At 47.6% G+C, this 21,398-nt stretch carries 27 protein-coding genes; 3 read left to right on the top strand and 24 right to left on the bottom strand.

The features are described from left to right. Positions 1-9: 9 nt before the first annotated feature. The 21 genes from KFE80_00365 to KFE80_00265 all read right to left on the bottom strand — a co-directional run bounded on the left by KFE80_00365 (position 10) and on the right by KFE80_00265 (position 10,510). A complete protein-coding gene (locus KFE80_00365; protein UTW45424.1) occupies positions 10-399 on the bottom strand; it encodes a hypothetical protein in 390 nt (129 codons plus the stop codon). 101 nt (positions 400-500) lie between these two features. Beyond that, the gene (locus KFE80_00360; protein UTW45423.1) at positions 501-893 is read right to left on the bottom strand and encodes a hypothetical protein; all 393 of its coding nucleotides are present in this window, start codon (positions 891-893) and stop codon (positions 501-503) included. A gap of 78 nt (positions 894-971) precedes the next feature. Continuing rightward, positions 972-1,346: a hypothetical protein gene (locus KFE80_00355; GenBank protein UTW45422.1), complete on the bottom strand. Its 375-nt coding sequence runs from the start codon at positions 1,344-1,346 to the stop codon at positions 972-974. Between the two features lie 100 nt (positions 1,347-1,446). Then, positions 1,447-1,755 carry a hypothetical protein gene (locus tag KFE80_00350; GenBank protein ID UTW45421.1) on the bottom strand — a complete coding sequence of 103 codons (309 nt, stop codon included), beginning with the start codon at positions 1,753-1,755 and terminating at the stop codon, positions 1,447-1,449. A 103-nt stretch (positions 1,756-1,858) separates the two neighbouring features. Then, a complete protein-coding gene (locus KFE80_00345) occupies positions 1,859-2,254 on the bottom strand; it encodes a hypothetical protein (GenBank protein UTW45420.1) in 396 nt (131 codons plus the stop codon). A 94-nt stretch (positions 2,255-2,348) separates the two neighbouring features. Further along, positions 2,349-2,813: a hypothetical protein gene (locus tag KFE80_00340; protein ID UTW45419.1), complete on the bottom strand. Its 465-nt coding sequence runs from the start codon at positions 2,811-2,813 to the stop codon at positions 2,349-2,351. Between the two features lie 93 nt (positions 2,814-2,906). Further along, entirely contained in the window at positions 2,907-3,170 is a 264-nt protein-coding gene (locus KFE80_00335) for a hypothetical protein (GenBank protein UTW45418.1), read from the bottom strand. A gap of 102 nt (positions 3,171-3,272) precedes the next feature. Next, positions 3,273-3,593 carry a hypothetical protein gene (locus KFE80_00330; protein UTW45417.1) on the bottom strand — a complete coding sequence of 107 codons (321 nt, stop codon included), beginning with the start codon at positions 3,591-3,593 and terminating at the stop codon, positions 3,273-3,275. 26 nt (positions 3,594-3,619) lie between these two features. After that, positions 3,620-4,963, bottom strand: coding sequence for a hypothetical protein (locus tag KFE80_00325; protein UTW45416.1), 1,344 nt, complete (start codon positions 4,961-4,963; stop codon positions 3,620-3,622). A 95-nt stretch (positions 4,964-5,058) separates the two neighbouring features. Next, positions 5,059-5,400 (bottom strand): hypothetical protein, encoded by a 342-nt coding sequence (locus KFE80_00320; GenBank protein ID UTW45415.1) that lies wholly within the window; start codon positions 5,398-5,400, stop codon positions 5,059-5,061. A 98-nt stretch (positions 5,401-5,498) separates the two neighbouring features. Further along, positions 5,499-5,924 (bottom strand): hypothetical protein, encoded by a 426-nt coding sequence (locus KFE80_00315; protein ID UTW45414.1) that lies wholly within the window; start codon positions 5,922-5,924, stop codon positions 5,499-5,501. Continuing rightward, a complete protein-coding gene (locus KFE80_00310; GenBank protein UTW46558.1) occupies positions 5,921-6,508 on the bottom strand; it encodes a hypothetical protein in 588 nt (195 codons plus the stop codon). The genes KFE80_00315 and KFE80_00310 overlap by 4 nt, the downstream gene beginning before the upstream one ends. A gap of 106 nt (positions 6,509-6,614) precedes the next feature. After that, a complete protein-coding gene (locus tag KFE80_00305; protein UTW45413.1) occupies positions 6,615-6,878 on the bottom strand; it encodes a hypothetical protein in 264 nt (87 codons plus the stop codon). Positions 6,879-7,268: 390 nt separating this feature from the next. Further along, complete coding sequence (locus tag KFE80_00300) at positions 7,269-7,589, bottom strand: hypothetical protein (protein ID UTW45412.1); 321 nt, start codon at positions 7,587-7,589, stop codon at positions 7,269-7,271. Beyond that, entirely contained in the window at positions 7,586-7,909 is a 324-nt protein-coding gene (locus KFE80_00295; GenBank protein UTW45411.1) for a hypothetical protein, read from the bottom strand. The genes KFE80_00300 and KFE80_00295 overlap by 4 nt, the downstream gene beginning before the upstream one ends. A 128-nt stretch (positions 7,910-8,037) precedes the next feature. Next, complete coding sequence (locus KFE80_00290) at positions 8,038-8,367, bottom strand: hypothetical protein (protein ID UTW45410.1); 330 nt, start codon at positions 8,365-8,367, stop codon at positions 8,038-8,040. Between the two features lie 87 nt (positions 8,368-8,454). Next, on the bottom strand, positions 8,455-8,697 hold the full coding sequence (locus KFE80_00285; GenBank protein ID UTW45409.1) for a hypothetical protein: 243 nt from the start codon (positions 8,695-8,697) through the stop codon (positions 8,455-8,457). Positions 8,698-8,787: 90 nt separating this feature from the next. Further along, positions 8,788-9,078, bottom strand: coding sequence for a hypothetical protein (locus KFE80_00280; GenBank protein UTW45408.1), 291 nt, complete (start codon positions 9,076-9,078; stop codon positions 8,788-8,790). A 103-nt stretch (positions 9,079-9,181) separates the two neighbouring features. Then, positions 9,182-9,544: a hypothetical protein gene (locus KFE80_00275; GenBank protein UTW45407.1), complete on the bottom strand. Its 363-nt coding sequence runs from the start codon at positions 9,542-9,544 to the stop codon at positions 9,182-9,184. Between the two features lie 63 nt (positions 9,545-9,607). Further along, the gene (locus KFE80_00270) at positions 9,608-10,030 is read right to left on the bottom strand and encodes a DUF4375 domain-containing protein (GenBank protein UTW45406.1); all 423 of its coding nucleotides are present in this window, start codon (positions 10,028-10,030) and stop codon (positions 9,608-9,610) included. Positions 10,031-10,120: 90 nt separating this feature from the next. After that, positions 10,121-10,510: a hypothetical protein gene (locus KFE80_00265; GenBank protein UTW45405.1), complete on the bottom strand. Its 390-nt coding sequence runs from the start codon at positions 10,508-10,510 to the stop codon at positions 10,121-10,123. 321 nt (positions 10,511-10,831) lie between these two features. On the opposite strand from KFE80_00265, the gene KFE80_00260 reads away from it, so the two are divergent. Continuing rightward, the gene (locus tag KFE80_00260) at positions 10,832-11,866 is read left to right on the top strand and encodes an integron integrase (protein UTW45404.1); all 1,035 of its coding nucleotides are present in this window, start codon (positions 10,832-10,834) and stop codon (positions 11,864-11,866) included. 13 nt (positions 11,867-11,879) lie between these two features. Here the strand turns inward: KFE80_00260 and purL are convergent, their stop codons facing one another. Further along, positions 11,880-15,749 carry a phosphoribosylformylglycinamidine synthase gene (purL, locus tag KFE80_00255; GenBank protein ID UTW45403.1) on the bottom strand — a complete coding sequence of 1,290 codons (3,870 nt, stop codon included), beginning with the start codon at positions 15,747-15,749 and terminating at the stop codon, positions 11,880-11,882. Positions 15,750-15,881: 132 nt separating this feature from the next. On the opposite strand from purL, the gene mltF reads away from it, so the two are divergent. After that, positions 15,882-17,345: a membrane-bound lytic murein transglycosylase MltF gene (gene mltF / locus KFE80_00250; GenBank protein UTW45402.1), complete on the top strand. Its 1,464-nt coding sequence runs from the start codon at positions 15,882-15,884 to the stop codon at positions 17,343-17,345. 25 nt (positions 17,346-17,370) lie between these two features. Here mltF and tadA read toward each other — a convergent pair whose 3' ends face one another. Then, positions 17,371-17,844, bottom strand: a complete 474-nt coding sequence (tadA, locus tag KFE80_00245) for a tRNA adenosine(34) deaminase TadA (protein UTW45401.1) — start codon at positions 17,842-17,844, stop codon at positions 17,371-17,373. A gap of 32 nt (positions 17,845-17,876) precedes the next feature. Then, entirely contained in the window at positions 17,877-18,422 is a 546-nt protein-coding gene (locus KFE80_00240; protein ID UTW45400.1) for a hypothetical protein, read from the bottom strand. Between the two features lie 222 nt (positions 18,423-18,644). Here KFE80_00240 and KFE80_00235 point away from each other — a divergent pair, with 222 nt between their 5' ends. Further along, positions 18,645-21,254 carry a TonB-dependent receptor gene (locus tag KFE80_00235; GenBank protein ID UTW45399.1) on the top strand — a complete coding sequence of 870 codons (2,610 nt, stop codon included), beginning with the start codon at positions 18,645-18,647 and terminating at the stop codon, positions 21,252-21,254. The last annotated feature ends 144 nt before the right edge of the window (positions 21,255-21,398 follow it).

Genomic DNA, 21,398 nt, shown 5'->3' with positions numbered 1-21,398 from the left:
AGCTGTTTGTTAGGCATTTTTTGCACCTGAATTAAGTTTTAATAAAGCCCAATGTGCCAAATATGCTGCAACAAGGGCAGGTAGTGAACCAAACATAAATATCATCGCTGCCGCAGCATAGATTGGCTTAGGGCTGCCCATTAACGTTACTATTAGGCTTGTTACAGATAGCGAAACTAGGCCATACAGGAGCGGCTGGGCTGTGGGAAATGTAGCTATAGATTTTTTATATTTTATGAAACCAATATGAACACCCCACCCGACAAGCCCAGGTACAAACCCGAAAAATAATATTATTTCTCCGCCGCGACCACCAATGAGCGCTGCTATAAAAAATGCAACTACAAACGTTACTGATACCCAAATACAGGCTGATATAAATAGCGATTTAAATTTCACTGTATCTCTCAATGATGCTTAACGCCCGCATTTGGGGCGGACTGAGCATCGCGAAAGCCGTCCCAGCCCAGAAGGGGCAACCAACATACGCTGGTTATGCATTAGTACATTTCCCTTAGAGAAATAAAATTTCGATCTAAAAAAAGGGAGATTGCACGTTTTGCTTGTTCTATAGAAAAACCATCAGTGTCAAGGCTTACAGTTCCCTGCTTTTTAGAAAGGCCAAACCATTTGCTGACCTCACTCGGAAAACGGCACTCAGAGACAAATCCAACTGTACTACCATTGGTATATGCAGATACCCAAATTAGCTCTTTATCACCATTTGTAAGAATGGTTAATGTAGGCGAGCACTTTTGTAGCTCATCCGCCTTCTTGGCCTCAGCGACCCAATCAAAATCATCAAACGCTTTTTCCGCTTGGCTCCTAACTACATTTTTTGTAGTTTCTGACTCCGAATGTGCATGGTGTGCATATTGAAAGTTGAGATCCATACTTGCTCCTTTATGCATAACGCCGCAAACATGGGCGACGCGGAGCGGCGTTCATGTGCTTTGCTTGGTTATATGCCTTTAATAGCCTTGCTTGCATGATTGCCAATTTTGATAAACCTTACCATTTACTGGTGAAATAAAGGCCTGTTCGCCAACAATGCCACGGCTAGCAGCCTTGCCAGGCACTACGATTATGCAGCCATGTAAAACACCCACCCTAGCGAAATAGTCGCCGTCGTAACTTGACGCATAGAACGTAATTGATGTATCCGGCAAACCAATACCTGCAATATAAACATTTAGATCTTTGCCAACTTTATACTCGCAGTCTAATTGCTGAATATCGGATTCTTTGCAGACCTTCCCGGCCAGAACATCTTTGTATGTTTGATTTTGAGCATAAACACCTGTAGCTAATAATAGAGGCACCAGTGCTATGAGTATTTTTTTCATTCGATTTCCGTTGGCATATAACGCCCGTATTTGGGGCGGACTGAGCGACGCGAAGGCCGTCCCAATCCCGAAGGGGCGACCAACATACGCTTGTTAACTGCTAGTACTCCCCGATTACTTTTAGAGCCATAGCAGCTTCCCAAACATTATTAGAGAACCTGTCTGTCCCCCATGCACTTTGTGGTGGCACATAGTCATTAAAACTACCCATGCCACCGTAAACCGACCTGACAGATACCGAAAGCTCGCTTAATTGGTTTTGCTCGAAACCGCTCTCTATGAGTTGGTCAGTTTTATCTAAACAACGCTCAAAGTGAGAAAGCCATGTGCAGCCTTCATCCTCCCGAAGAACTGCTACCAGATTTTCCAGCTCTCTTTTGAGGTCAGTTAGTTGAGCTTTTCTATCCATATGCAGTTAACGCCCGTATTTATGGCGGACTGAGCGACGCGAAGGCCGTCCCAGCCCCGCAGGGGCGATTAAAATACATTTGTTATGCTTGTTGAGACTTATATTAGGCACCACAATCCTTCTTGCTCCAATACTCAAGGTTTCTTTGAGATATAATTTCCTCGGGGCTTTCCACCTTATACTGCTCTGGATGATCTATGCGGTACTCATAAACCAATTGATGTATTTTGCAGGCATCAGAATACATGTATTTATATGAATTTTCTGGGTAAGGGTGAGCTAGCGCAGCCGTCATTTGCCGATTGACTCGTTTTCGCAATGATTGAATATCATTGCTATCCAAATCCTCAAACAAAAATTGAGAAAATGCAACAACTTGCAATCTCTCTTCCTGAGATTTTTCCTGAATTACGCCTCGAAAAAAAGCACTTGTAAAATGGAGGCTTGTAAGCACTGAAATTAGTGCCGTCACAGAAATTGATAATAGAATTTTATTCATAGGTGTAATCTATATAAAAGCATAACGCCGCCAGCACAGGCGAAGCACGCAGTGCTGAGTCCAACCCGCCTGCGGGCGATTGTGCCTGGCCTTGTTAAGTTTTTGCATTGTGTCGGTACTTATTTAAACTATTTCTAAGCTCTGTTTCACAGTGCGCAAGATCACCATAAATTCCCTGTTCTACCAATGAGATTTCATCATCTATGTGGTCAAATTCCCAACGCACTTCTTCTGGAAGCTGTGTAGCCCAAGCTACATTGAGAGCTTTGCTGGCAACACCCTTGATGTTTTCTCCTTGCTCTAACCGTGAGGAAAGATCATTCAGTAGCATGGCACCAGCAACCTGAGGCTGTCGCTTGCCTTCAATTTCTTTTAGCGCTTCCATAACCCCGTTTCTGCCTCTAGGACGACTTAGAGCAAGATCAATTATTTCTCCAGTTGGTTCAGCTTCAAACTCAATTACTTGATCTGCCCATGTAATAGCTTGCTCGAAGCTAAGAATCCCTAGCTCTATTCCATATAGATAATAATCTGCTTTTATTCCGTGATCTTTCGGCATGGTGAAACTTAACGCCCCGGTAAGGGGCAGACAAAGCAACGCTTTGGCTGTCCCGCGCAGTCCCGAAAGGGCGGAGTGAACTTGACTCGCTTGTTATGAGTTTGCACTTGATTCTATGCGCTTGCGTTCTACTGCAAGTCTAATTGCTTTAACCATGCACCATAAAACGACGGGAACGGCAATTATAAACATACCATTCACGATGGATTCGTTTTTAAGAAACTCAAATATTGGTTCGCCGTCCTTGCCAAACTTTGCATGCAAACCTAATCCAATCATGATTACAGGGACAGCATCAATGAGTCCCAGTGTGGTAAATTCTTTTTCTATTTCCCTTACCCTTTGCTCATTGCTCACTTCCATATCCCTAGTTTGGTTTTAAAGAAATTCATAACGCCGCAAACACGGGCGACGCGGAGCGGAGTCCGTATGCTTTGACTGGTTATATGCTTTAAACACTTATTTTTCTCGAACCTCAAAATTTTTAATTCTTGCTGATTTTGTGCATGACATATACAACAAAAATAAAAACCCCCAAGCCAGGCCATAATATACAAGGATACTTGGCTTCTCAAAGGCCAGCCATACAACTGGCATAACAACCACAGCACTATGAGCACCAAATGCTATAAATGGAATAAACACCAGCGGAATTAGCGTTAAGAGAAGTCCCCTTACGTACCATATGTAATCTTTAGTGAGGAAAAAGAAAAGAACAAATACAGCCAAACCAACTAGCTGCCAAAAAACCAGTATTGTCCAAGGAGAAATTTCCGCCATAATCAGCACCTACCGCATATAACGCCTCAATCAGCCGGCGCTTTAGCGGTCGGCTGCATTGAATTGTTATGAAGTGTCGCACGTAAATCTACTATTACACGGTAATTATAAAAGTTGATCAGGAGCAACCCAATACAAAAAACCCATGACAAAACTAGTGTCGTATCAAGTGATGACTTAACGTGAATTATCCCCATCAACGCGACTGGAAAGATAATTAGTTGAGTAAAAATAGCGCTTTTATTGATGTTTTCAGTATATATTCCAACCCAAGGAACATCATAATCATTCCATTTCCCATTGGAATTAATAACTCTTCGCCTAGCTTCCTTTAGGTGTAAGTAAATATATAGGCATACCATTATGAGAATCGGAAAAATCAACTTTGTCAAAATACTAATATTAATTTCTGCACCAAAGATCGATAATTTACTCGGATTTCTAGATTTTTCAGATTCAATAATGGATTCTATTTTTTCAAACTCAAGAAAAGAATATGCCTTTGTTGTATCAAACAATTCTTTGTAAGCATTTTTGAACGCTACCCGTCGGTCTATAGGAATTCCATACAATTCCATTAGATCACTCTTCTTAAGTAAGACTGTACTATATTTTGCAGGAATGAAAATTCTTGCTCCAGAATAACTAACCCCCTCATGTTCAAAGTTTGAGATACTACAGAAGTATGCATAACGACCATTTGTAGCTGTTTTTACTAGCCTCATATTACAGGTCGACACTTTAGATGCGGATTCTTCAACTAACAAAAGTTGGTCAAATACCTTGTGATTTTGATATTCACTGGTGTTAATCATTTCAATAGAGTTATATGTACTCTTTTTGTACTCAAATGCTTCCACGCGTGCTGACGTAAACTCGGGGCTAAATACAGGGAGAATGATATCTGCAAGGGTTCCGTTATGTACTTGTTTATATCCGACAATGCTTCTAGGTGGTAGCAGAGTTATTATAAAGTCTTTCACTGAATCAACTTTAGTAAAATCATCCGGTAGGCGATCTTGATTTCCCGCTCCAAAATCAAACCCTGCGGGAGCCTGTCCCTCAAATTTTCCTTTTAGAGAAGCAAAGTCCAAGTCCGATACGTTGAATGCAAAGCTAACTGATAAGTTCAAACTGGGAATTTTATACTCATCATTTTCTTTTCTACTTGCATCAGGGGCTTTAATGCTAATTAGGTTTTGGATGGCCTTTTCATCGTACGAAGCGACTAGCCTTTCGATTTCATTAAGTTGCTCCAAAGCTGTGTCGTATATCTCTTGGCTAGATTGAAGAACTGCAAAAAATAGCAGGAAAACAATAGACATATAGGTGAAGAAAAGTGTTTTTATATTCTTGAAAATTTCACCCATGTTTAATTACCTTTCTTCATAACGCCGCCCATAGCGGCAATTTGCCTTTAGCGGCACAGCCGCGTTAAATTGTCCGGCCAGCGAAGCTGGCTTTACTACTGGGCCTTGTTAACTTTGAAGTAGGCGCTAAATCCCTCAGGAATCATCTCGTCTACCCACCCGCAGCTATCAACGCCAACAAAATTCCATCCAGAGTCATTAAAAACAAAGCCTACTGAATATCCAGCCATATCATCGCCGACCATAAGCACTTTCTTAATATTCTCGGGGCACAACTCACCAAACATCTCAGATGCATAGATCGGGCTAGAATAAATCATATACCCACTTTCCAACTCTCCCCACCCGACCTCAGACAACCAGGCCAGATACTCTTGGGAAATATCTGGGTACTTACTCCTAATTTCCGCAATCTCACGTTCCGGTAAAATTTCCATACTCGATAAAAAGTTAACGTCGTGCTAAAGGGCTGTCCAAGCGACGCTTGGACAGTCCGGTGGAGGGCTGAAAGCCCGGAGCAAATTTAAGCACCTTGTTAGCAGTCATTTAGAACCTCTATGTTGCCGTAACGAAGGAACTGTTCTTTAGTTTCATGTTTTATAGCCTTAGCGTTACCGCCGCAGTATATACACGTATAAATTGGTGTGGCTGGCTTATGATTTTTAAGGAACTCCTGAAATGAACCTACGTTATTAGTTGGTGTATTTTTGTAGGTAACTCGCACCACTTTATGACTTGAGCCCACCCTAGCCTCAATGGCCTCAATACCTTCATTGGGTTCACACATGGTCAGAACAATGCTATTGCTTAAGCCAGTTAAAGCAACACAGCCGGCTGTGACCATATCGGTATCCGCGACAAAGGTGAAAACTGGAAATTTGTTACCACACTTCGCGCATTGGGATATCGTAATTTCACCTTCTTGGTACATGGCTTCCTTGACTGCTAACGCCGTGCTCACCGGCTTGTCCGGTGCAGCACCTTGTTAAGTTCTTTACTACAACTGGATATATTGTATTGCAGCTGCTTTACATTGCCTGCTATTTCATCTCCAGCTTTTAAAACTTCAGATAGATTTGAGTTCCAGCCTTTTGGGTTCTCTTTTATGTTAATTCTAATAACTGCTTCTTGATGCCCCCAGAACACATTCGCTTTGCCATAGATTTCTCTGACAGATTCGCTCATGTCTGGATAATAAATATCAACGATAGCCCTTGCTTGATGCAATCGAGAGCAGTTATCAAGGTACCTTTCTCTAAAAGACTCAATCTCCGTGTTTGAGTCAGATTGAATGTGACTCATTGTCTGAGAATTTTCTAAAGCGATTTTTGACAGAATGATGTGGAGGCTTTCTAGCTTTTCACGTTCTAATGAAACCTCCGACTTTATCCTCTCGTCATGAAGCATATTTTCTTGAAGGGTTATTTCTTTCTGAGCATTCAGCTTTGCGATTTCGAGCTGTTTATTCCCTGTTGCCTTGGCTGTAATGTAAGCAGCCAAGGCACCAATTACGGCACCCATAAATAAAAATATTTCCTTTGGCACATTCTCTCCTTGGAACTTAACGCCGCCAGCAAAGGCCGGAGCACGCAGTGCGGAGGTCCAGCCCGCTTGCGGGCAATTGTGCCTGGCCTTGTTAAATTCTTGATGTTTACAGAAATGAAATAACCGCATTTTCTGCAATTTCCGTTTTTTGGACACCTTTAAGAAGGTATGCCTCTCTTTCAATTGGTTCTGAGTTGCGACGCAAAAGCCATTCTTTAAATGCTGATACTGCGATGCTCGCACCATCAGAATTTTTGATTTGTGCCTTGTACTCTTTTCCCGGAACTCTCTCTGTAAGCTTATCAATCACAACAGCTGTTCCCCGCCCTGTGATATCGAATCTTTCTACAATCTCGTATTCTTCTTTCATAGCTAATGAAATTTAACGCCGCTAACAGTGGTGAGGCGCACGCAGTGCGGCGATCCACTGCTTAGCCTGGTTAAAAGCGCGGCGTGCCGCGCGGGAAATAAACTGCGTTGTGGAGCGAAGGCGGAACCTAAACCTGACAATGGCACACCCGAAAAACGCACCGAAACTGACCTTACCACGATTGCTAAAGAATGCACCAAGGAAGTAGTGAAAAGTGCCATTATTCGAGATTGGCAGAAAGCCAAAGAGGTGATTTGTGTGCTTTGCTGAAACCACTGCATTTTCCTTGTGAATAAATTTTTTCTAACCGCCTTTTAACGCCCGTATTTGGGGCGGACTGAGCAACACGAAGGCCGTCCCAGCCCCAAAGGGGCGGCCAACATATGCTGGTTATGTGCTTTTACTTCTATTTGGAGCAACATATTTCAACTTGGACTTATCTGTAAGTGTTAACTGAATATTTTCACTGTTCTGGAGAGTTTTAACATATTCATTCCAAAATCTTACGAACTGGGGAGCTTTACCCCATGATTGAATACATTTTTGATGAACACCATTATCATCAAATTTGGTGTATTCAATATACTCAACCATGAAATCCATGCTTAATCCTACGGCGGGAAAGAAAAATACATCCAAATCATCTTCCAGTAGGAGTTCACCACAAAGCGCGCATCTAGAATAGGGAGTAACTATCGCCATATCAATCACACATAACGCCCAAGGCAGGCGGCGCGGCAGCGCTCGCTCTGCCCTTGCTGGTTAAAAGCGCGGCTTGCCGCGCGTGAACGAAACTGCGTTGTGGAGCGCAAGCGGAACCTGAACCCGCTAATGGCACACCGAACAAACGCACTAAAACCGACAATACCACGATTGCCAACGATGGCAACCCAGCTTGCGAAGTGGCCAGCTTGTGCGCCCAAAGGCGAGCAATGAACGTGAAAGAATGCAGCAAGATAGTGACAAAACGCACTGCTTTTACCACTTGGCAACCGGCCAAAATAGCGTTTTGAATTGATTGCTGAAATCACTGCATTTTCCTTGTGAAAAAAACGATTAGCTTTACCGCCTTTTAACGCCCGTATTTGGCGCGGACTGAGCGACGCGAAGGCCGTCCCAGCCCCGAAGGGGCACCAACATACGCTTGTTATGAGACGTTTTAAGCATTGGCTTTCCCTTCACTTAAAATAATGTATGCCAACTCGAATGAAAGCCAGCCTAATAGTCCAAACCAGCCAAATAAACATAAGGCAGCCAAAATATACTCCAGCCAGGCTAGTACCTTTACGCGCTTACTATGTTCTCTACGAATTTCCTGGCGATAATTTTCTGACATTACCCAACCGATACCCATTGTTAGAAAGCGCGGCCCGCTGGCAATTTCAGCCAAAAAATCAAACAAGCCACCAATTACGGGAATGGCAGGTATTACTACAAAAACCAGCATGATGATCAGAACAAAAATCGCTACAGCGACTACTAGCTCCATATCAAGTACTCATAACGCCGTGCACACGGGCAGCCGAAGCAACGCGGAGGCTGTCCGAGCGGAGGAGCCGCGTTGTGCTGCACCTTGTTATGAGTTTTCACTTTTGTAGACATTGCTACCAAGAACCTCAATAAATTTGTTACGAATACTTCGAACATGCCCAACTTCATATTCTGGATTTAGGCCCTCACTTTCTACGACATCCCTTGCAAAGCTTTCAGCATCCCATGAGCATGCTGAAGCAATACGATGATGCTCTTTGGGCGGCAGGCAAAATCCCCACTTTATACAGAGTTCCCCAAGAAGGTTATCAATATTTCTATCAATCATTTTTACTCATAACGCCTTGCCAAGGGGCACGCTTTAGCGTGTCCCGCAGAGCCCGAAGGGCGGAGTAACTTGGGCAACTTATTATGTGTTTTAGATTCCATGATTTTCACAACGAGTATGTACCCAGCCACTAATAGTGGTTTCTTTACCTTTTGCTCCACAAACCTCACAAGTCTGCAAAGAAACGGATTCAATTCTATTGTAGATTTCCTCAACCTCATCACTCCAAGGTGACGCGTCAAACATCAAGGCTCCCCACTTCTGATAAATGCTAGTGATAGTCGTGCCCTTGGGTAAATCTGAATAAATATCTTCGACCAAGGGTACCCAGCCTTCACCGCATTTTTTTCTAATCCAATTTATTGATTCAGTGCGATTCATTACTTAATACACATAACGCCGCCATAAACGGGAGCCGAAGCAACGCGTAGGCGATCCGGTGGAGGCCGCGCCTTTTGCGGCCGGAACGAATTTAATGGCCTTGTTATAAGTTTTTTGCATAATTTATTAGACCGTGGATAGCAGCTATTACTAAGAAAGCAGCGGTAGTTTTTAACCCAAACTCTTTGAAATAAAAAACCAAGAAATTTTTTATTGGTTGCTGTGGATTACGATTACCCACCCAAACTTCTTCACCATTGAGCCATACTCTAGGCACTCGATCATAATTCTGTTCTTGGATATATATCTGGTGTTCAGCGCCATCTTCTGTAACAAATTTATAAAGCCCTCTGGACGGCGGAGCATATTTACCCGACACCTTGAGAACTGCCCTTGGCTCATCAGGCCATGATTCAATTGTTAAATTGGGAAAGCCCTCAAGATTTGTAATTTGGTGATATTCCATTACTTATAACGCCGCAAACAGTGGTGAGGCGCACGCAGTGCGGCGATCCACTGCTTTTCCTGGTTATGTGTGTTTCTTGTAATACTCAAGTGCTTCATTGCAAGCGTCACCATTACTGCCATCTAAAACCTCTTCAGCCCAACGAACTGTAGGATGGAGCGAGCCATAATCGAAATATTTTTCTATAAATTTCTGTCGCCTAGCATGATTTTTATGGGGCTTTGAATCTGGAAATAGCGATAAAATTTTCTCTAAAGCTTCTGCACGCTCTGGCATTCCGATATTTCGGTAGCTTTGACAAATTACACTATAGGCATCATCTGATGGGAAGTCGCTCTCAAAGAAATAACCTAATCCACCATAATCAATTACACCTTGGGCGGCATATATTGCTACAACTGTTTTTGCAGGTTCAGGGACGCTCGAAATTGACTGTACACCACCGTACTGATCGAAAATCCGTTTTTCTAGCCCATTATTATTCACTATCTACCGAGCTCCTGAAGCACATAACGCCGTTAGCACCGAGCGAAGCACGCAGTGCGTAGTCCGGTGCCTAACCTGGTTATGAGTACGTTACTTTGCATTGGTAACCCTTGTGCCTAGTAGTATTGGGCAACCGTTTTCTTTTAAACCATAGTACGCAACTATATAGGTATGATTAATATCTGAATTGCTAATGCTAAACGATGTTGTGATGCCTTTTTTGGTTTCTTCGTAAGCCATTGGTACATTAATACCGCCAGTATTACTTTGGAAATTAATGTTCTCCAAAGGTCTACCCAGTACACTTTTAGGAGCAATGGCCTTGATATTAAATATGTTGCTCTTTAGTGCTTCATCCTCAAATGCGATTTCGTACATTAACTCTACGTTCTTTTCGTATTTCATAGCTTTGCAATGAGAGACCATGTCTGCAAAACAACTGGCTGAAAAGATCGCAAATATAAATACGATGATTCGCATACTAGTACTCATAACATTTGTATATCGCGCATGCGCGCTTTGCCAAATAAGATTGTCTCTTATCTGATTTCAACTCGCTGATTCAAAAGAAATTTACGCGAAGATACCAAATTCCCTTTGAGTACATATGAGGGGTCTCGAAAACAATCATAGCGAGGGTCTCGATATTTGCCAAGCTATCGAAGTAACCTCTTGTAATTACTAAACATTATTTCTGACAAGGCATGCATGTGCGCATTTTATACTGTGCATGTGAGCAAGATCATTGATTTGGCACAAAAATACTGTATATTTATACAGAATTATCAAGGAGAGATTACCATGAAAAGCCCCTTTCTGGAGTCAGTAAGAAGTGATATTCGCTTGCGCGGGTACAGTATACGTACAGAGAAGACGTATCTGACTTGGATTAAGCGGTATATCTATTTCATCAATAAGCGCCATCCACTTGAAGCAGGCGCTGTTGAAGTAAAAGCCTTTTTAAGCTGGCTTGCTACGGATCAAAACGTGGCGGTAAACACACAAAAAGTAGCCTTGAATGCCATTGTCTTTATGTATCAGAAAGTGCTCAAGATTGACTTGGGTGATCTGGGTTTTACTCTGGCTACCCGGCAACGAACATTGCCTACTGTTCTTACGCCATTGGAGGTAAAGAGAATCATCAGCCAACTATCAGGGAAACATAAGCTGATTATTGAACTTCTTTATGGGAGTGGTTTACGGGTTTCAGAATGTTTGCGGTTGCGGGTAAAGGATGTGGACCTGGATCGTCTTTCTATCACTATTCACAACGGCAAAGGACGAAAAGACCGCCAAACATTACTCAGCCCTAGCTTGATTAATGCCCTTAAAAACACAATAGCCGATGCCATCGCGCAACAGAAAAATGATAACAAGAGAGGGGTTGGATACTCATTACCTGAAGCACTTGGCAAAAAATACCCCAATGCGTTTCGCAATGATGGCTGGGCATTTCTATTTCCATCTACCTCTTTATGCAAACACCCTGTAACTGGCGCAGTCTGCCGGCATCATTTACACCAATCCGTCGTTCGTAAGGCATTGCAGAGATCTGTTGAGCAAGCAGGAATCACCATGAAACGAGTGAACTGCCATACCTTCAGGCACTCTTTTGCTACCCATATGCTGTCTGCAGGTACAGACATTCGCACGGTGCAGGAGCTGCTTGGCCATAACGACGTGAAAACCACGCAAATATACACTCACGTACTCGGCAGGCACTATGCAGGAGCCACCAGCCCTCTGGATCAAATTTGTGAGCCAAAAGCGGCCTACAATAAAAAACCGCCCTCAATTGAGAGCGGCTTTTTTGGATGCCCGCCTGCGCGGGCATGACGATGAAACAAGCTTACCCCACAAACGCCCGCGCATTCCTGAACATCCGCATCCAAGGCGAGTCTTCACCCATATCATCTGGCGCCCAGGAGTTAGTCACAGTGCGGAAGATACGCTCCGGGTGGGGCATCATAATGGTGACTCGGCCATCGCTGCTGCACACGCCGGTAATACCCGCTGGTGAGCCATTGGGGTTGGCCGGGTAGCGTTCGGTCATGTTCAACTGGTTATCGATATAACGCAGGGACACCAAACCGCTGTTGTCGCAGGTATTACGCGCTTCGGTATTGGCAAATTCAGCGCGCCCTTCTCCATGAGCAACCGCTACCGGCATATGGGAACCGGCCATACCTTTAAATAATACCGAAGGCGATTCCGGCACTTTTACCAGCGAGAAACGCGCTTCAAATTGCTCTGATTCATTGCGTACAAAGTGCGGCCAGTGGTCGCTGCCGGGAATCAGTTCTTTGAGGTTGCTCATCATCTGGCAGCCGTTGCAGATGCCCAGACTGAAAGTATCTTCACGTTGAAAGAATTGGCGGAAGGCTTCGCGAGCATCGTTATTAAACAGAATAGATTTGGCCCAGCCTTCACCGGCACCCAGTACGTCACCGTAGGAGAAGCCGCCGCAGGCCACTAGGCCTTTAAAGTCATTCAGATCAACACGCCCTGCCAACACATCGCTCATATGCACGTCCACGGCAGTAAAGCCTGCTTTACTAAAAGCAGCGGCCATTTCCACATGGCCGTTAACGCCCTGCTCCCGCAGCACAGCTACTTTAGGGCGCTGGTTTTCTGGCGTATTCGCAATCAACTTGGCGACAATGTCGTCCTGGGCGTCGTAACTCAGGTTCACCGACAAACCAGGATCTTCCTCAGTAATGGCATCAAATTCAGACTGGGCGCAATCGGCGTTGTCGCGCAGCGACTGCACACGGTAGCTGGTTTCGCTCCACGCCAGTTGCAGGTGTACCCGCTGGTGGCTGTAGTGCATCAGGTCGCCTTCAAACACCCGCAATTGGTCCAGGTCGTTGAGGGTGCCGACGCTGTGTGCCGTAACTCCGACGTCAGCAAACTGCTGTTGAATTGCCGCACTGTCAGCGGTATTCACTTGAATCACCGCTCCCAGTTCTTCACTGAACAAGGCCGCCAGTTTATCCGCTCCCAAGCCGACAATATTCAGGTCCACGCCGCAGTGGCCGGCAAAGGCCATTTCGGCGATGGTGGTAAACAGGCCGCCGTCACCACGGTCATGGTAGGCGAGGATTTTTTCCGCTTCCAGCAGGTTTTGTATTTGCTCGAAAAAGGCTTTCAGTTGTTCGGCGTTATCCACGTCCGGGGTATCAGTGCCGATCTGGTTGTACACCTGCGCCAGGCAGGAGGCGCCCAGGCGATTTTTGCCGTTGCCCAGGTCGATCAACAGCAGTTCTGTATCGCCCTCTGTTTTCAATTGCGGGGTAACAGTTTTGCGAACATCCGGCACCGGTGCAAACGCGGTAATTACCAGCGACAGTGGCGCAGTCACAGCTTTGTCTTCACCGTCATTCCAGGCAGTACGCATAGACATGGAGTCTTTGCCCACCGGAATGGTAATGCCCAGCTGGGGGCACAATTCCATGCCCACCGCTTCCACGGTGCGGTAGAGTTTTTCGTCTTCGCCGGGGTGGCCTGCGGCACACATCCAGTTGGCGGAGAGTTTGATGTCGGAGATTTTTTCAATTCGGGTGGCGGCGATATTGGTAATCGCCTCACCGATAGCCATACGGCCGGACGCTGGGCCATCCAACAGTGCCGCCGGGGTGCGTTCGCCCATGGACATGGCTTCACCAGCGTTCGAATCGTAACTCGCGGTGGTTACCGCACAGTCCGCCACTGGCACCTGCCAGGGGCCTACCATCTGATCGCGGTGCACCATACCGGTTACCGAGCGGTCGCCAATGGTAATCAGGAAGTTTTTGCTGGCCACAGTGGGCAGGCGCAGCACCCGTTCTACCGCATCGTGAATATCGATATCGCTGGTATCGAACGGCACCAGATCGTAGCTGCGGGTTTCTGCGGTGCGGTGCATTTTTGGCGGTTTGCCAAACAGCACATCCATGGGCAGGTCGACGGGATTGTTGTCGAAGTGAGTGTCCCCAAGGCGCAAGTGTTGTTCGTCGGTGGCTTCGCCCACCACCGCGTAAGGGCAGCGTTCCCGTTCACAGATAGCTTCAAATTGCGCCAAATCCTGCGGCGCCACCGCCATCACGTAGCGTTCCTGAGATTCGTTACACCAGATTTCCCGCGGCGACATGCCCGGTTCGTCGTTGGGCACATTGCGCAGTTCAAAATTGGCGCCGCAGCCGCCGTCTTTGGCCAATTCCGGGAAGGCGTTACTCAGGCCACCGGCACCCACGTCGTGAATAAAGGCAATGGGGTTGGCGTCGCCCAGTTGCCAGCAGCGGTCGATCACTTCCTGGCAGCGGCGTTCCATTTCCGGGTTTTGGCGCTGCACGGAGGCAAAATCCAGGTCTTCGCAGGAAGCACCGCTGGTCATGGAAGACGCAGCGCCGCCGCCCAGGCCGATCAACATGGCCGGGCCACCCAGCACAATGAGTTTATGGCCGGGGTCGAATTCGTGCTGGTCCACGTGTTCGGCGCGAATATTACCGTAGCCACCGGCCAACATAATGGGTTTGTGGTAGCCGCGACGCTCGCCGCTAAAGTTCTCTTCAAAGGTACGGAAATAACCGCAGATATTGGGGCGGCCAAATTCGTTGTTGAAGGCAGCACCGCCGATGGGGCCTTCGATCATAATATCCAGCGCGGTAACGATGCGTTCCGGCTTGCCATAGTCGTTTTCCCACGGCTGCTGGTGGCCGGGAATCTGCAAGTTGGATACGGTAAAGCCGGTCAGACCCACCTTGGGTTTGGAGCCGCGGCCTACCGCGCCTTCATCGCGAATCTCACCGCCGGAACCGGTGCCCGCACCGGGGTATGGCGCAATAGCGGTTGGGTGGTTGTGAGTTTCCACCTTCATCAGGATATGGATATCTTCCTGGCTAAAGCCGTACTGGCAGGTTTCCGGGTCCGGGTAGAAACGCCCTGCTTTGGCGCCAGTAATCACTGAGGCATTGTCGGCATAGGCCGATAACACATCTTGGCCACCCTGTTCATAGGTGTTTTTGATCATTTTGAACAGGCTGCAGGGCATCTCCTCGCCATCCAGTGTCCAACTGGCGTTGAAGATTTTGTGACGGCAGTGTTCGGAGTTCGCCTGGGCGAACATCATCAGCTCTACATCTGTGGGATTGCGCTGCAAACCTTCAAAGCTGTTGACCAGATAGTCGATTTCATCTTCCGCCAGCGCCAGACCAAGCTGGACATTAGCTTGTTCCAATGCAGCGCGACCACCACCCAATACATCCACCGATTCCATCGGCTTAGGCTGCTCGTGGCGGAACAATTGCTCACCCGCTTCCAGGCTGTTGTATACCGACTCCACCATACGGTCATGCAGCAAGTTAGCGATTGCCTCACGGTTAATATCATCGCTGTCTATTTGTACGTAATAGGCTATGCCCCGCTCCAGGCGCAGCACTTTGTTAAGCCCGGCATTGTGGGCAATATCCGTGGCTTTGGAAGACCAAGGGGAAATAGTGCCGGGCCGTGGCACCACCAGAAACAGCTCGCCTTCCGGCTCTTCGGAGCGAGCTTTGGGGCCATAAGTCAGCAACGCATCGAGAGTATCCAGTTCACTGTCAGAAAGCTGGTCATCCAGCTCTGCAAAGTGGATAAAGTCAGCGTACACCGAGGTAACTTCCGGGAGTTTTTCGGTGACAATGGAGAGAAGTTTCTGCCTGCGAAAATCGGACAATGCCGCGGCGCCACGAAGGATCAGCATGCGTAGGAGCTCGTTTTTAGAGTGGGACTAAAGAGGGCGGCAATTGTACCGGAATCTGGGGGCTTTGGGCAGCTGGCCAAGCGGCGATTTTTGGCCTAATCTGTGATACAAAGTGTGGCCATGGGTTAGTGGATGAAAAGTACACAGGCAAGACGAATCATTGGCGCTGCCCTGTTGCGGGTAGCCCGGCTCAGTGCGCTGATGATTCCTCTGGCCCTCACCACGGTCACTTTACAGGGCAGCTCCACCATTGATGACCTGGAACGGGTTCAGCGGCGGGGCTACCTGAAAATGATCACCATTCCCGGCCCAACCACTTACTACGAGAATGCCAAGGGCGATACCGGTTTCGAGTACTTTCTGGCCAAAGGCTTTGCCGACTACCTGGACGTAAAGCTCAAAGTTAGCCAGGTGAACAACCTCAACGGGCTGATGGTGTCGCTGGGGGGCCCCAATGGAGATTTTGCCGCTTCTGGCCTCGCCTCTACCCTGCAGCGACGCAAACAGGCCTTATTCGCTGAGCCCTACAACAGTACCTCCCAGGAGCTTTTGTACAAGCTCGGCACCAAACGGCCCAGAAGTTTTGACGATCTGGCAATGGAAAGCACTTTGGTGTCCATCGCCAACAGCGCCAGCAGCGAGCAACTGCAGGGCATTATTAATAAGCGGGATGATGTTAATTGGAAGCAGGTACAGCTTGCTGACACCCTGGGTTTGATGGAGCAAGTGCATAGTGGCGAGGTGGAGTACGCTGTGGTTGACTCACTGGCCCATGAAGTTAACCAGTCTATCTACCCCAATGCCCGCATTGGCTTCCAAGTATCGAAACAACAACCGGTAGCCTGGGCGTTTCCGTTTCGCAATGACACCAGCCTGTTGGATGCGGCCAACCAGTACCTGCGTACCATTGCTGAAGACGGAACCCTCGATAATCTGAAAGAGCGCTTTTTTGGCCACAATGACGAATTTAACATTGCTGGCTCCCAGCTGTTTATGCGCCGGGTGAACCAACGATTGCCCAAATACGAGGCTCTGTTCAAAGAGGCTGCTCAGGAATTTGGCACTGATTGGCAATTGCTGGCGGCGATTTCCTATCAAGAGTCTCACTGGAATCGAAAAGCCAAATCTCCCACCGGCGTTCGAGGGTTGATGATGCTCACCTGGCCAACGGCGCGGGAGATGGGTGTCAAAAACCGCCTGGATGCTCGCCAGAGCATAATGGCCGGCACCCAATACTTTTTAAAAACCAAAAAGCGTTTGCCCGAGCGTATTATCGAGCCAGATCGCACCTGGATGGCACTGGCTGCCTACAATGTAGGCTTTGGCCACCTGGAAGACGCCCGCGTATTGACCCAACGCGCCAATAAAAATCCTGACCGTTGGGAAGACGTTCGCGAGCATTTACCACTGCTGGAACAAAAAAAATACTACAGCACCGTAAGGCGCGGTTTCGCCCGCGGCCGGGAACCGGTTTCTTATGTGCAAAACATTCGCCACTACCAGGATATTTTGCAGTGGCACATGATGGAGATGGAACGCCGGGAAATGCAAAAAGAAGAACGGGAATTTGCTGAAAAACTGGCTGCAGATATGTAATCAACCACCTACAGTTCGCTGACAGCTATTTTTTTCTTTTATTTTTAAAAAAACGCGAAATAATCTCTGAACACTCTACCTCCATCACCCCACCCTGCCATTCGATTTTATGGTTGTAGTGATCATTTTCCAGCAACTGCAGATGGCTACACACAGCACCAGCTCGGGGCTCCTTGGCGCCGAAAACGATACGAGCCACACGAGCGTGAATCATGGCACCGATGCACATAGTGCACGGTTCAATGGTTACGTACATGGTAGCTCCGGATAATCGGTAATTTTCCAGGCGTTGAGATGCATCGCGCATCGCCACAATTTCTGCATGGGCAGTTGGATCGCAGGAAGAAATGGGCTTATTCCAACCTTCGCCAATAATTTTCTCATCGCGGACTAACACCGCACCCACTGGCACTTCGCCCTGCTGTTCAGCAAGTGTTGCAAGTGACAGCGCTCGATTCATGTAAAACCGATGAAGGTCATTAAGCTGGGTATTATTCATGGAAAAATAAATTGTTTTTCAACATATCAATTTTAGCCCAAGGCCCGGCGCCGACAAAGAGGTTCGGCAGACACTGCTTTTTCTTGAGCGGCTTTTAAATACCCCAGTGCACGCCGGAACTCCTGGTGTTTCGGTTTTCGCTCCAGATAATCTGCCATGCGATAAAGGTTAATGGGCTGCTTCGCAACCAGTTTTTCTATGTGTCTTACTGCGTCTTCCAAACTGTAATGGTCGACAAATTGACAAGCGGTTTGCGTGGGTGTGAGCAGATAAAAATCCCGCTCGGCTCTCGGTGTGTAACGGGTAATATCAAATGGCGACGCGCCCAAAGCATGAAATTTAGGAATAAGGCACTTTTCCTCCGACTTATCGTGAACCAAAACGGTTCCTGTCTTTTGCCGAAAACCGATTTTTTTTAAACGATTAATGGCGTATATGCGCATGGCGGGTGACAGTATGTCGGCATCGGCACGATCGAAATACAGATCATCGAACACCGACAATATTCTTAAATCAGTATCCGCTAAAAAAAGATAAGGGTCTTTACTCAAAGTTTTTTGATAATCCAGAGCGCTCAAATACAACTCCAATGACAATTTTTTGCCGATAAGACGAAAAGATATTAATTCATAAGTTCTCTTACTGAAAATACCTTTAAAAAACCACTTTTTTACTTTTTCTCAACAGGGTATCGCCAAGCGAGGCATATTTAGGTAAAGTTTTTGCTCCTGAGTCATAGTATCGCTCAGTCCATAACAATTATTGCAGCTCACCGTTGTGATTATAAAGAGGGTATCTACATGAAGATTCATACAGCATTGCGTTTGCGTCCGGTATCTGCAGCAGTTATCGCTGTTGTCAGTAGCCTGTCTGCAGTCCCTGTTTTCGCTGAAGAAGGCAAGGAAGTGGAAGAAGAGATCGTAACGACAGGTACCAGGCGTGCCGGCACACTACCCACTGAAACTTTGTCACCGGTAGATGTTGTTGGTGGTGGCACCATTAGCAACCAGGCATCCTTCGATATTACCGAATCCCTGACCAAAGTCACTCCTTCGTTGAATACGCAACGATTTCCTATTGCAGATGGCACTTCCTTTATTCGCCCGGTAACGCTGCGCAATTTATCTCCAGATCAAACTCTGGTACTGGTTAACGGCACCCGCCGCCACCGCTCTGCACTGGTCAATTTGCAGCTGGCCCCAGTTGGCACCATCAACCAAGGTGCTCAGGCCGTTGACTTTTCTGCACTGCCCTCCGCTGCCATTAAACGGGTAGAAATTCTGCGCGATGGCGCATCCGCTCAATACGGTTCAGACGCCATCGCCGGTGTTGTCAACGTGATTCTCAAGGACGCCGATGAAGGCTTTACGGTTTCTAGCCAGTACGGACGCTACACCCAAGGAGATGGTGGCCGACTGTCTACCAGCGTTAACGGGGGCTTTGCTTTGGGAGACGACGGTTTCCTTAATGCCACCCTCGAATACTCCACATCCAATACCACATCACGAGGCGAAGCTCGCCCAGATGCAGCTCAGGTTGCCGGCGTGGTGGGCGCCGAAAACACCCCATTTAACGGTTTGGGCCAACGTTGGGGAGACCCCGACGTGGAAGCTTTTAAGCTGTTCTTGAATGCCGGGGTCGATCTCAGTGAGAAAACCGAGCTATACGGCAACCTCAGCTTCATGAAAAATGAAACCGTTTCCGGGTTTTTCTACCGGGGACCTGTTCTGGATCCTTCTGAGCAGTTTAACGCACGTACAACCCTGCAAATTGATAGCGATGGCGACTTCCTTCCCGATGAAGCTCCTCAAACACTACTGGACAGCATTACTGCCGCAGGCTTCAACGTTGCCGACTTCCTGGTGCCAGTAGGCGACGTACCCGGAGCCACCAGCAGTACTGGTTTTGTGCTTCGTAACCCCATCTTTTCTCAGTTCCCAGGAGGCTACAACCCCAGCTTTGGCGCGGACTTGGATGATTACGCCATTGTATTCGGCGGTCGAGGCGAAACAGACGGCGGGTTAAGCTGGGACATTCGCGGCCGCTTTGCCGAGAACGAAGTCAGTTACGTAATTTCTGACACCATTAACCCCAGCTTGGGTGCCCTGTCACCGACTACTTTCAACCCAGGAACCCTGACTCAGGAAGAGTACAGCCTGAATGCGGACTTTGTTCAAGAAGCCGAAATCGGTTGGGCGTCACCTCTCAGCATTGGCTACGGCGCGGAAATTCGCAATGAAACCTATGAAATTGGCCTGGGAGACCTGGCATCCCGCCAAGCTGGCCCAACTGCCGCTATTTTTGGCGTTGGCTCCGATGGGTTCCAAGGCTTCCCAGACGAGTCCGCTGGCAGCTTTAGCAGCGACAGCTTCGCCGCTTACGTGGATTTCGAGGCAGACATCACCGACATCTGGTCGGCAGGCCTGGCGGTTCGCTACGAAGACTTTGATGAATTTGGTTCCTCCACCGACTGGAAAGTATCCACACGAGTAAAAGTTACCGAGGCACTGGCGATTCGCGCTACCGCCAACACCGGTTTCCGTGCGCCAACCCCTGGGCAGGTAAATACCCTGAACGTCACCACCGCGGCAGACGCCAATGGCAACCTGATTCCCAACGGCACCTTCCCGGTAGGCAGCACAGTTGCCCAGGTATTGGGGGCAGTACCACTGACCACGGAAGAATCGGAAAGCTACACCATTGGCTTGGTGTATGACGCTGGCGGCAACACCACTGTTACTCTGGATTACTACGAAATCGACATCGACGATCGCCTTGGACTCCAGAACAACACCGTGAGCGCAGCAGACGTTACCGCCTTGACCAACGCAGGAGTTGCTAACGCCAACCTGCTGTTAGGCAGTAATGCCAACTTCTTCTCCAACGCATTCGACTCTGAAACCACCGGGGCCGACTTGGCGGTAACCAGCACCTATCCACTCAGCGCTGGCGAAGTGGTTGTCGACTTCCGTCACAGCTGGAACCAGCAGGATATTGTACAAGTGGATGCCAACACCATCGACGGCTCACGAGTGTTTGACCTGGAAAACCAGGTACCTAACAACAATACCGTGATAACGCTGAACTATGCCGACGGCGAGTCGTTTAACGGTTTGCTGCGCATTAATCGCTTCGGAAAGTGGGACAGCACAGGCGGCCTGTTTGGCCCCGGTGACGGCAGCGATGGCGTAGGCTATTCAGGCGAAACCCTGGTCGATGTTGAAGCCACCTGGACCTTTGGTAGCGACACGGAATACACCATTACCGTAGGAGGCGACAACATATTTGATGAACTTCCAGATCCAGAACAAAATGGCGTTCTGCAGTTCTTGGGAGTGCGCTCATCACTGACGTCACCCTTTGGCTTTAACGGTGCCTTCTGGTACTTGAGAGCATCTGCCAGCTTCTAAGGTTGGCAACACTTAAAGGGGGCGCATCTAACGATGCGCCCCCTTTTTTTATTTTCAAGCCTGAATCTGTTAAAAATAAGCCAGTTGCAACCAGCAGTTGACAAAATTCCAAGCCAAATTGCTAGTGTGCAACTGGCTGGGTTC

The sequence above is a fragment of the bacterium SCSIO 12696 genome, from assembly GCA_024397955.1.
Taxonomy (GTDB): domain Bacteria; phylum Pseudomonadota; class Gammaproteobacteria; order Pseudomonadales; family Porticoccaceae; genus SCSIO-12696.
The sequence above is the reverse complement of the archived record's forward strand: the minus strand, read 5'-3'. Positions and strand labels throughout refer to the sequence as shown.

Coding starts and splice junctions, on each gene's coding strand:
- KFE80_00360 (UTW45423.1), bottom strand. CDS start 893: ATGGATCTCAACTTTCAATATGCACACCATGCACATTCGGAGTCAGAA.
- KFE80_00355 (UTW45422.1), bottom strand. CDS start 1,346: ATGAAAAAAATACTCATAGCACTGGTGCCTCTATTATTAGCTACAGGT.
- KFE80_00350 (UTW45421.1), bottom strand. CDS start 1,755: ATGGATAGAAAAGCTCAACTAACTGACCTCAAAAGAGAGCTGGAAAAT.
- KFE80_00345 (UTW45420.1), bottom strand. CDS start 2,254: ATGAATAAAATTCTATTATCAATTTCTGTGACGGCACTAATTTCAGTG.
- KFE80_00340 (UTW45419.1), bottom strand. CDS start 2,813: ATGCCGAAAGATCACGGAATAAAAGCAGATTATTATCTATATGGAATA.
- KFE80_00330 (UTW45417.1), bottom strand. CDS start 3,593: ATGGCGGAAATTTCTCCTTGGACAATACTGGTTTTTTGGCAGCTAGTT.
- KFE80_00325 (UTW45416.1), bottom strand. CDS start 4,963: ATGGGTGAAATTTTCAAGAATATAAAAACACTTTTCTTCACCTATATG.
- KFE80_00320 (UTW45415.1), bottom strand. CDS start 5,400: ATGGAAATTTTACCGGAACGTGAGATTGCGGAAATTAGGAGTAAGTAC.
- KFE80_00305 (UTW45413.1), bottom strand. CDS start 6,878: ATGAAAGAAGAATACGAGATTGTAGAAAGATTCGATATCACAGGGCGG.
- KFE80_00290 (UTW45410.1), bottom strand. CDS start 8,367: ATGGAGCTAGTAGTCGCTGTAGCGATTTTTGTTCTGATCATCATGCTG.
- KFE80_00285 (UTW45409.1), bottom strand. CDS start 8,697: ATGATTGATAGAAATATTGATAACCTTCTTGGGGAACTCTGTATAAAG.
- KFE80_00280 (UTW45408.1), bottom strand. CDS start 9,078: ATGAATCGCACTGAATCAATAAATTGGATTAGAAAAAAATGCGGTGAA.
- KFE80_00275 (UTW45407.1), bottom strand. CDS start 9,544: ATGGAATATCACCAAATTACAAATCTTGAGGGCTTTCCCAATTTAACA.
- KFE80_00265 (UTW45405.1), bottom strand. CDS start 10,510: ATGCGAATCATCGTATTTATATTTGCGATCTTTTCAGCCAGTTGTTTT.
- KFE80_00260 (UTW45404.1), top strand. CDS start 10,832: ATGAAAAGCCCCTTTCTGGAGTCAGTAAGAAGTGATATTCGCTTGCGC.
- purL (UTW45403.1), bottom strand. CDS start 15,749: ATGCTGATCCTTCGTGGCGCCGCGGCATTGTCCGATTTTCGCAGGCAG.
- mltF (UTW45402.1), top strand. CDS start 15,882: ATGAAAAGTACACAGGCAAGACGAATCATTGGCGCTGCCCTGTTGCGG.
- tadA (UTW45401.1), bottom strand. CDS start 17,844: ATGAATAATACCCAGCTTAATGACCTTCATCGGTTTTACATGAATCGA.
- KFE80_00235 (UTW45399.1), top strand. CDS start 18,645: ATGAAGATTCATACAGCATTGCGTTTGCGTCCGGTATCTGCAGCAGTT.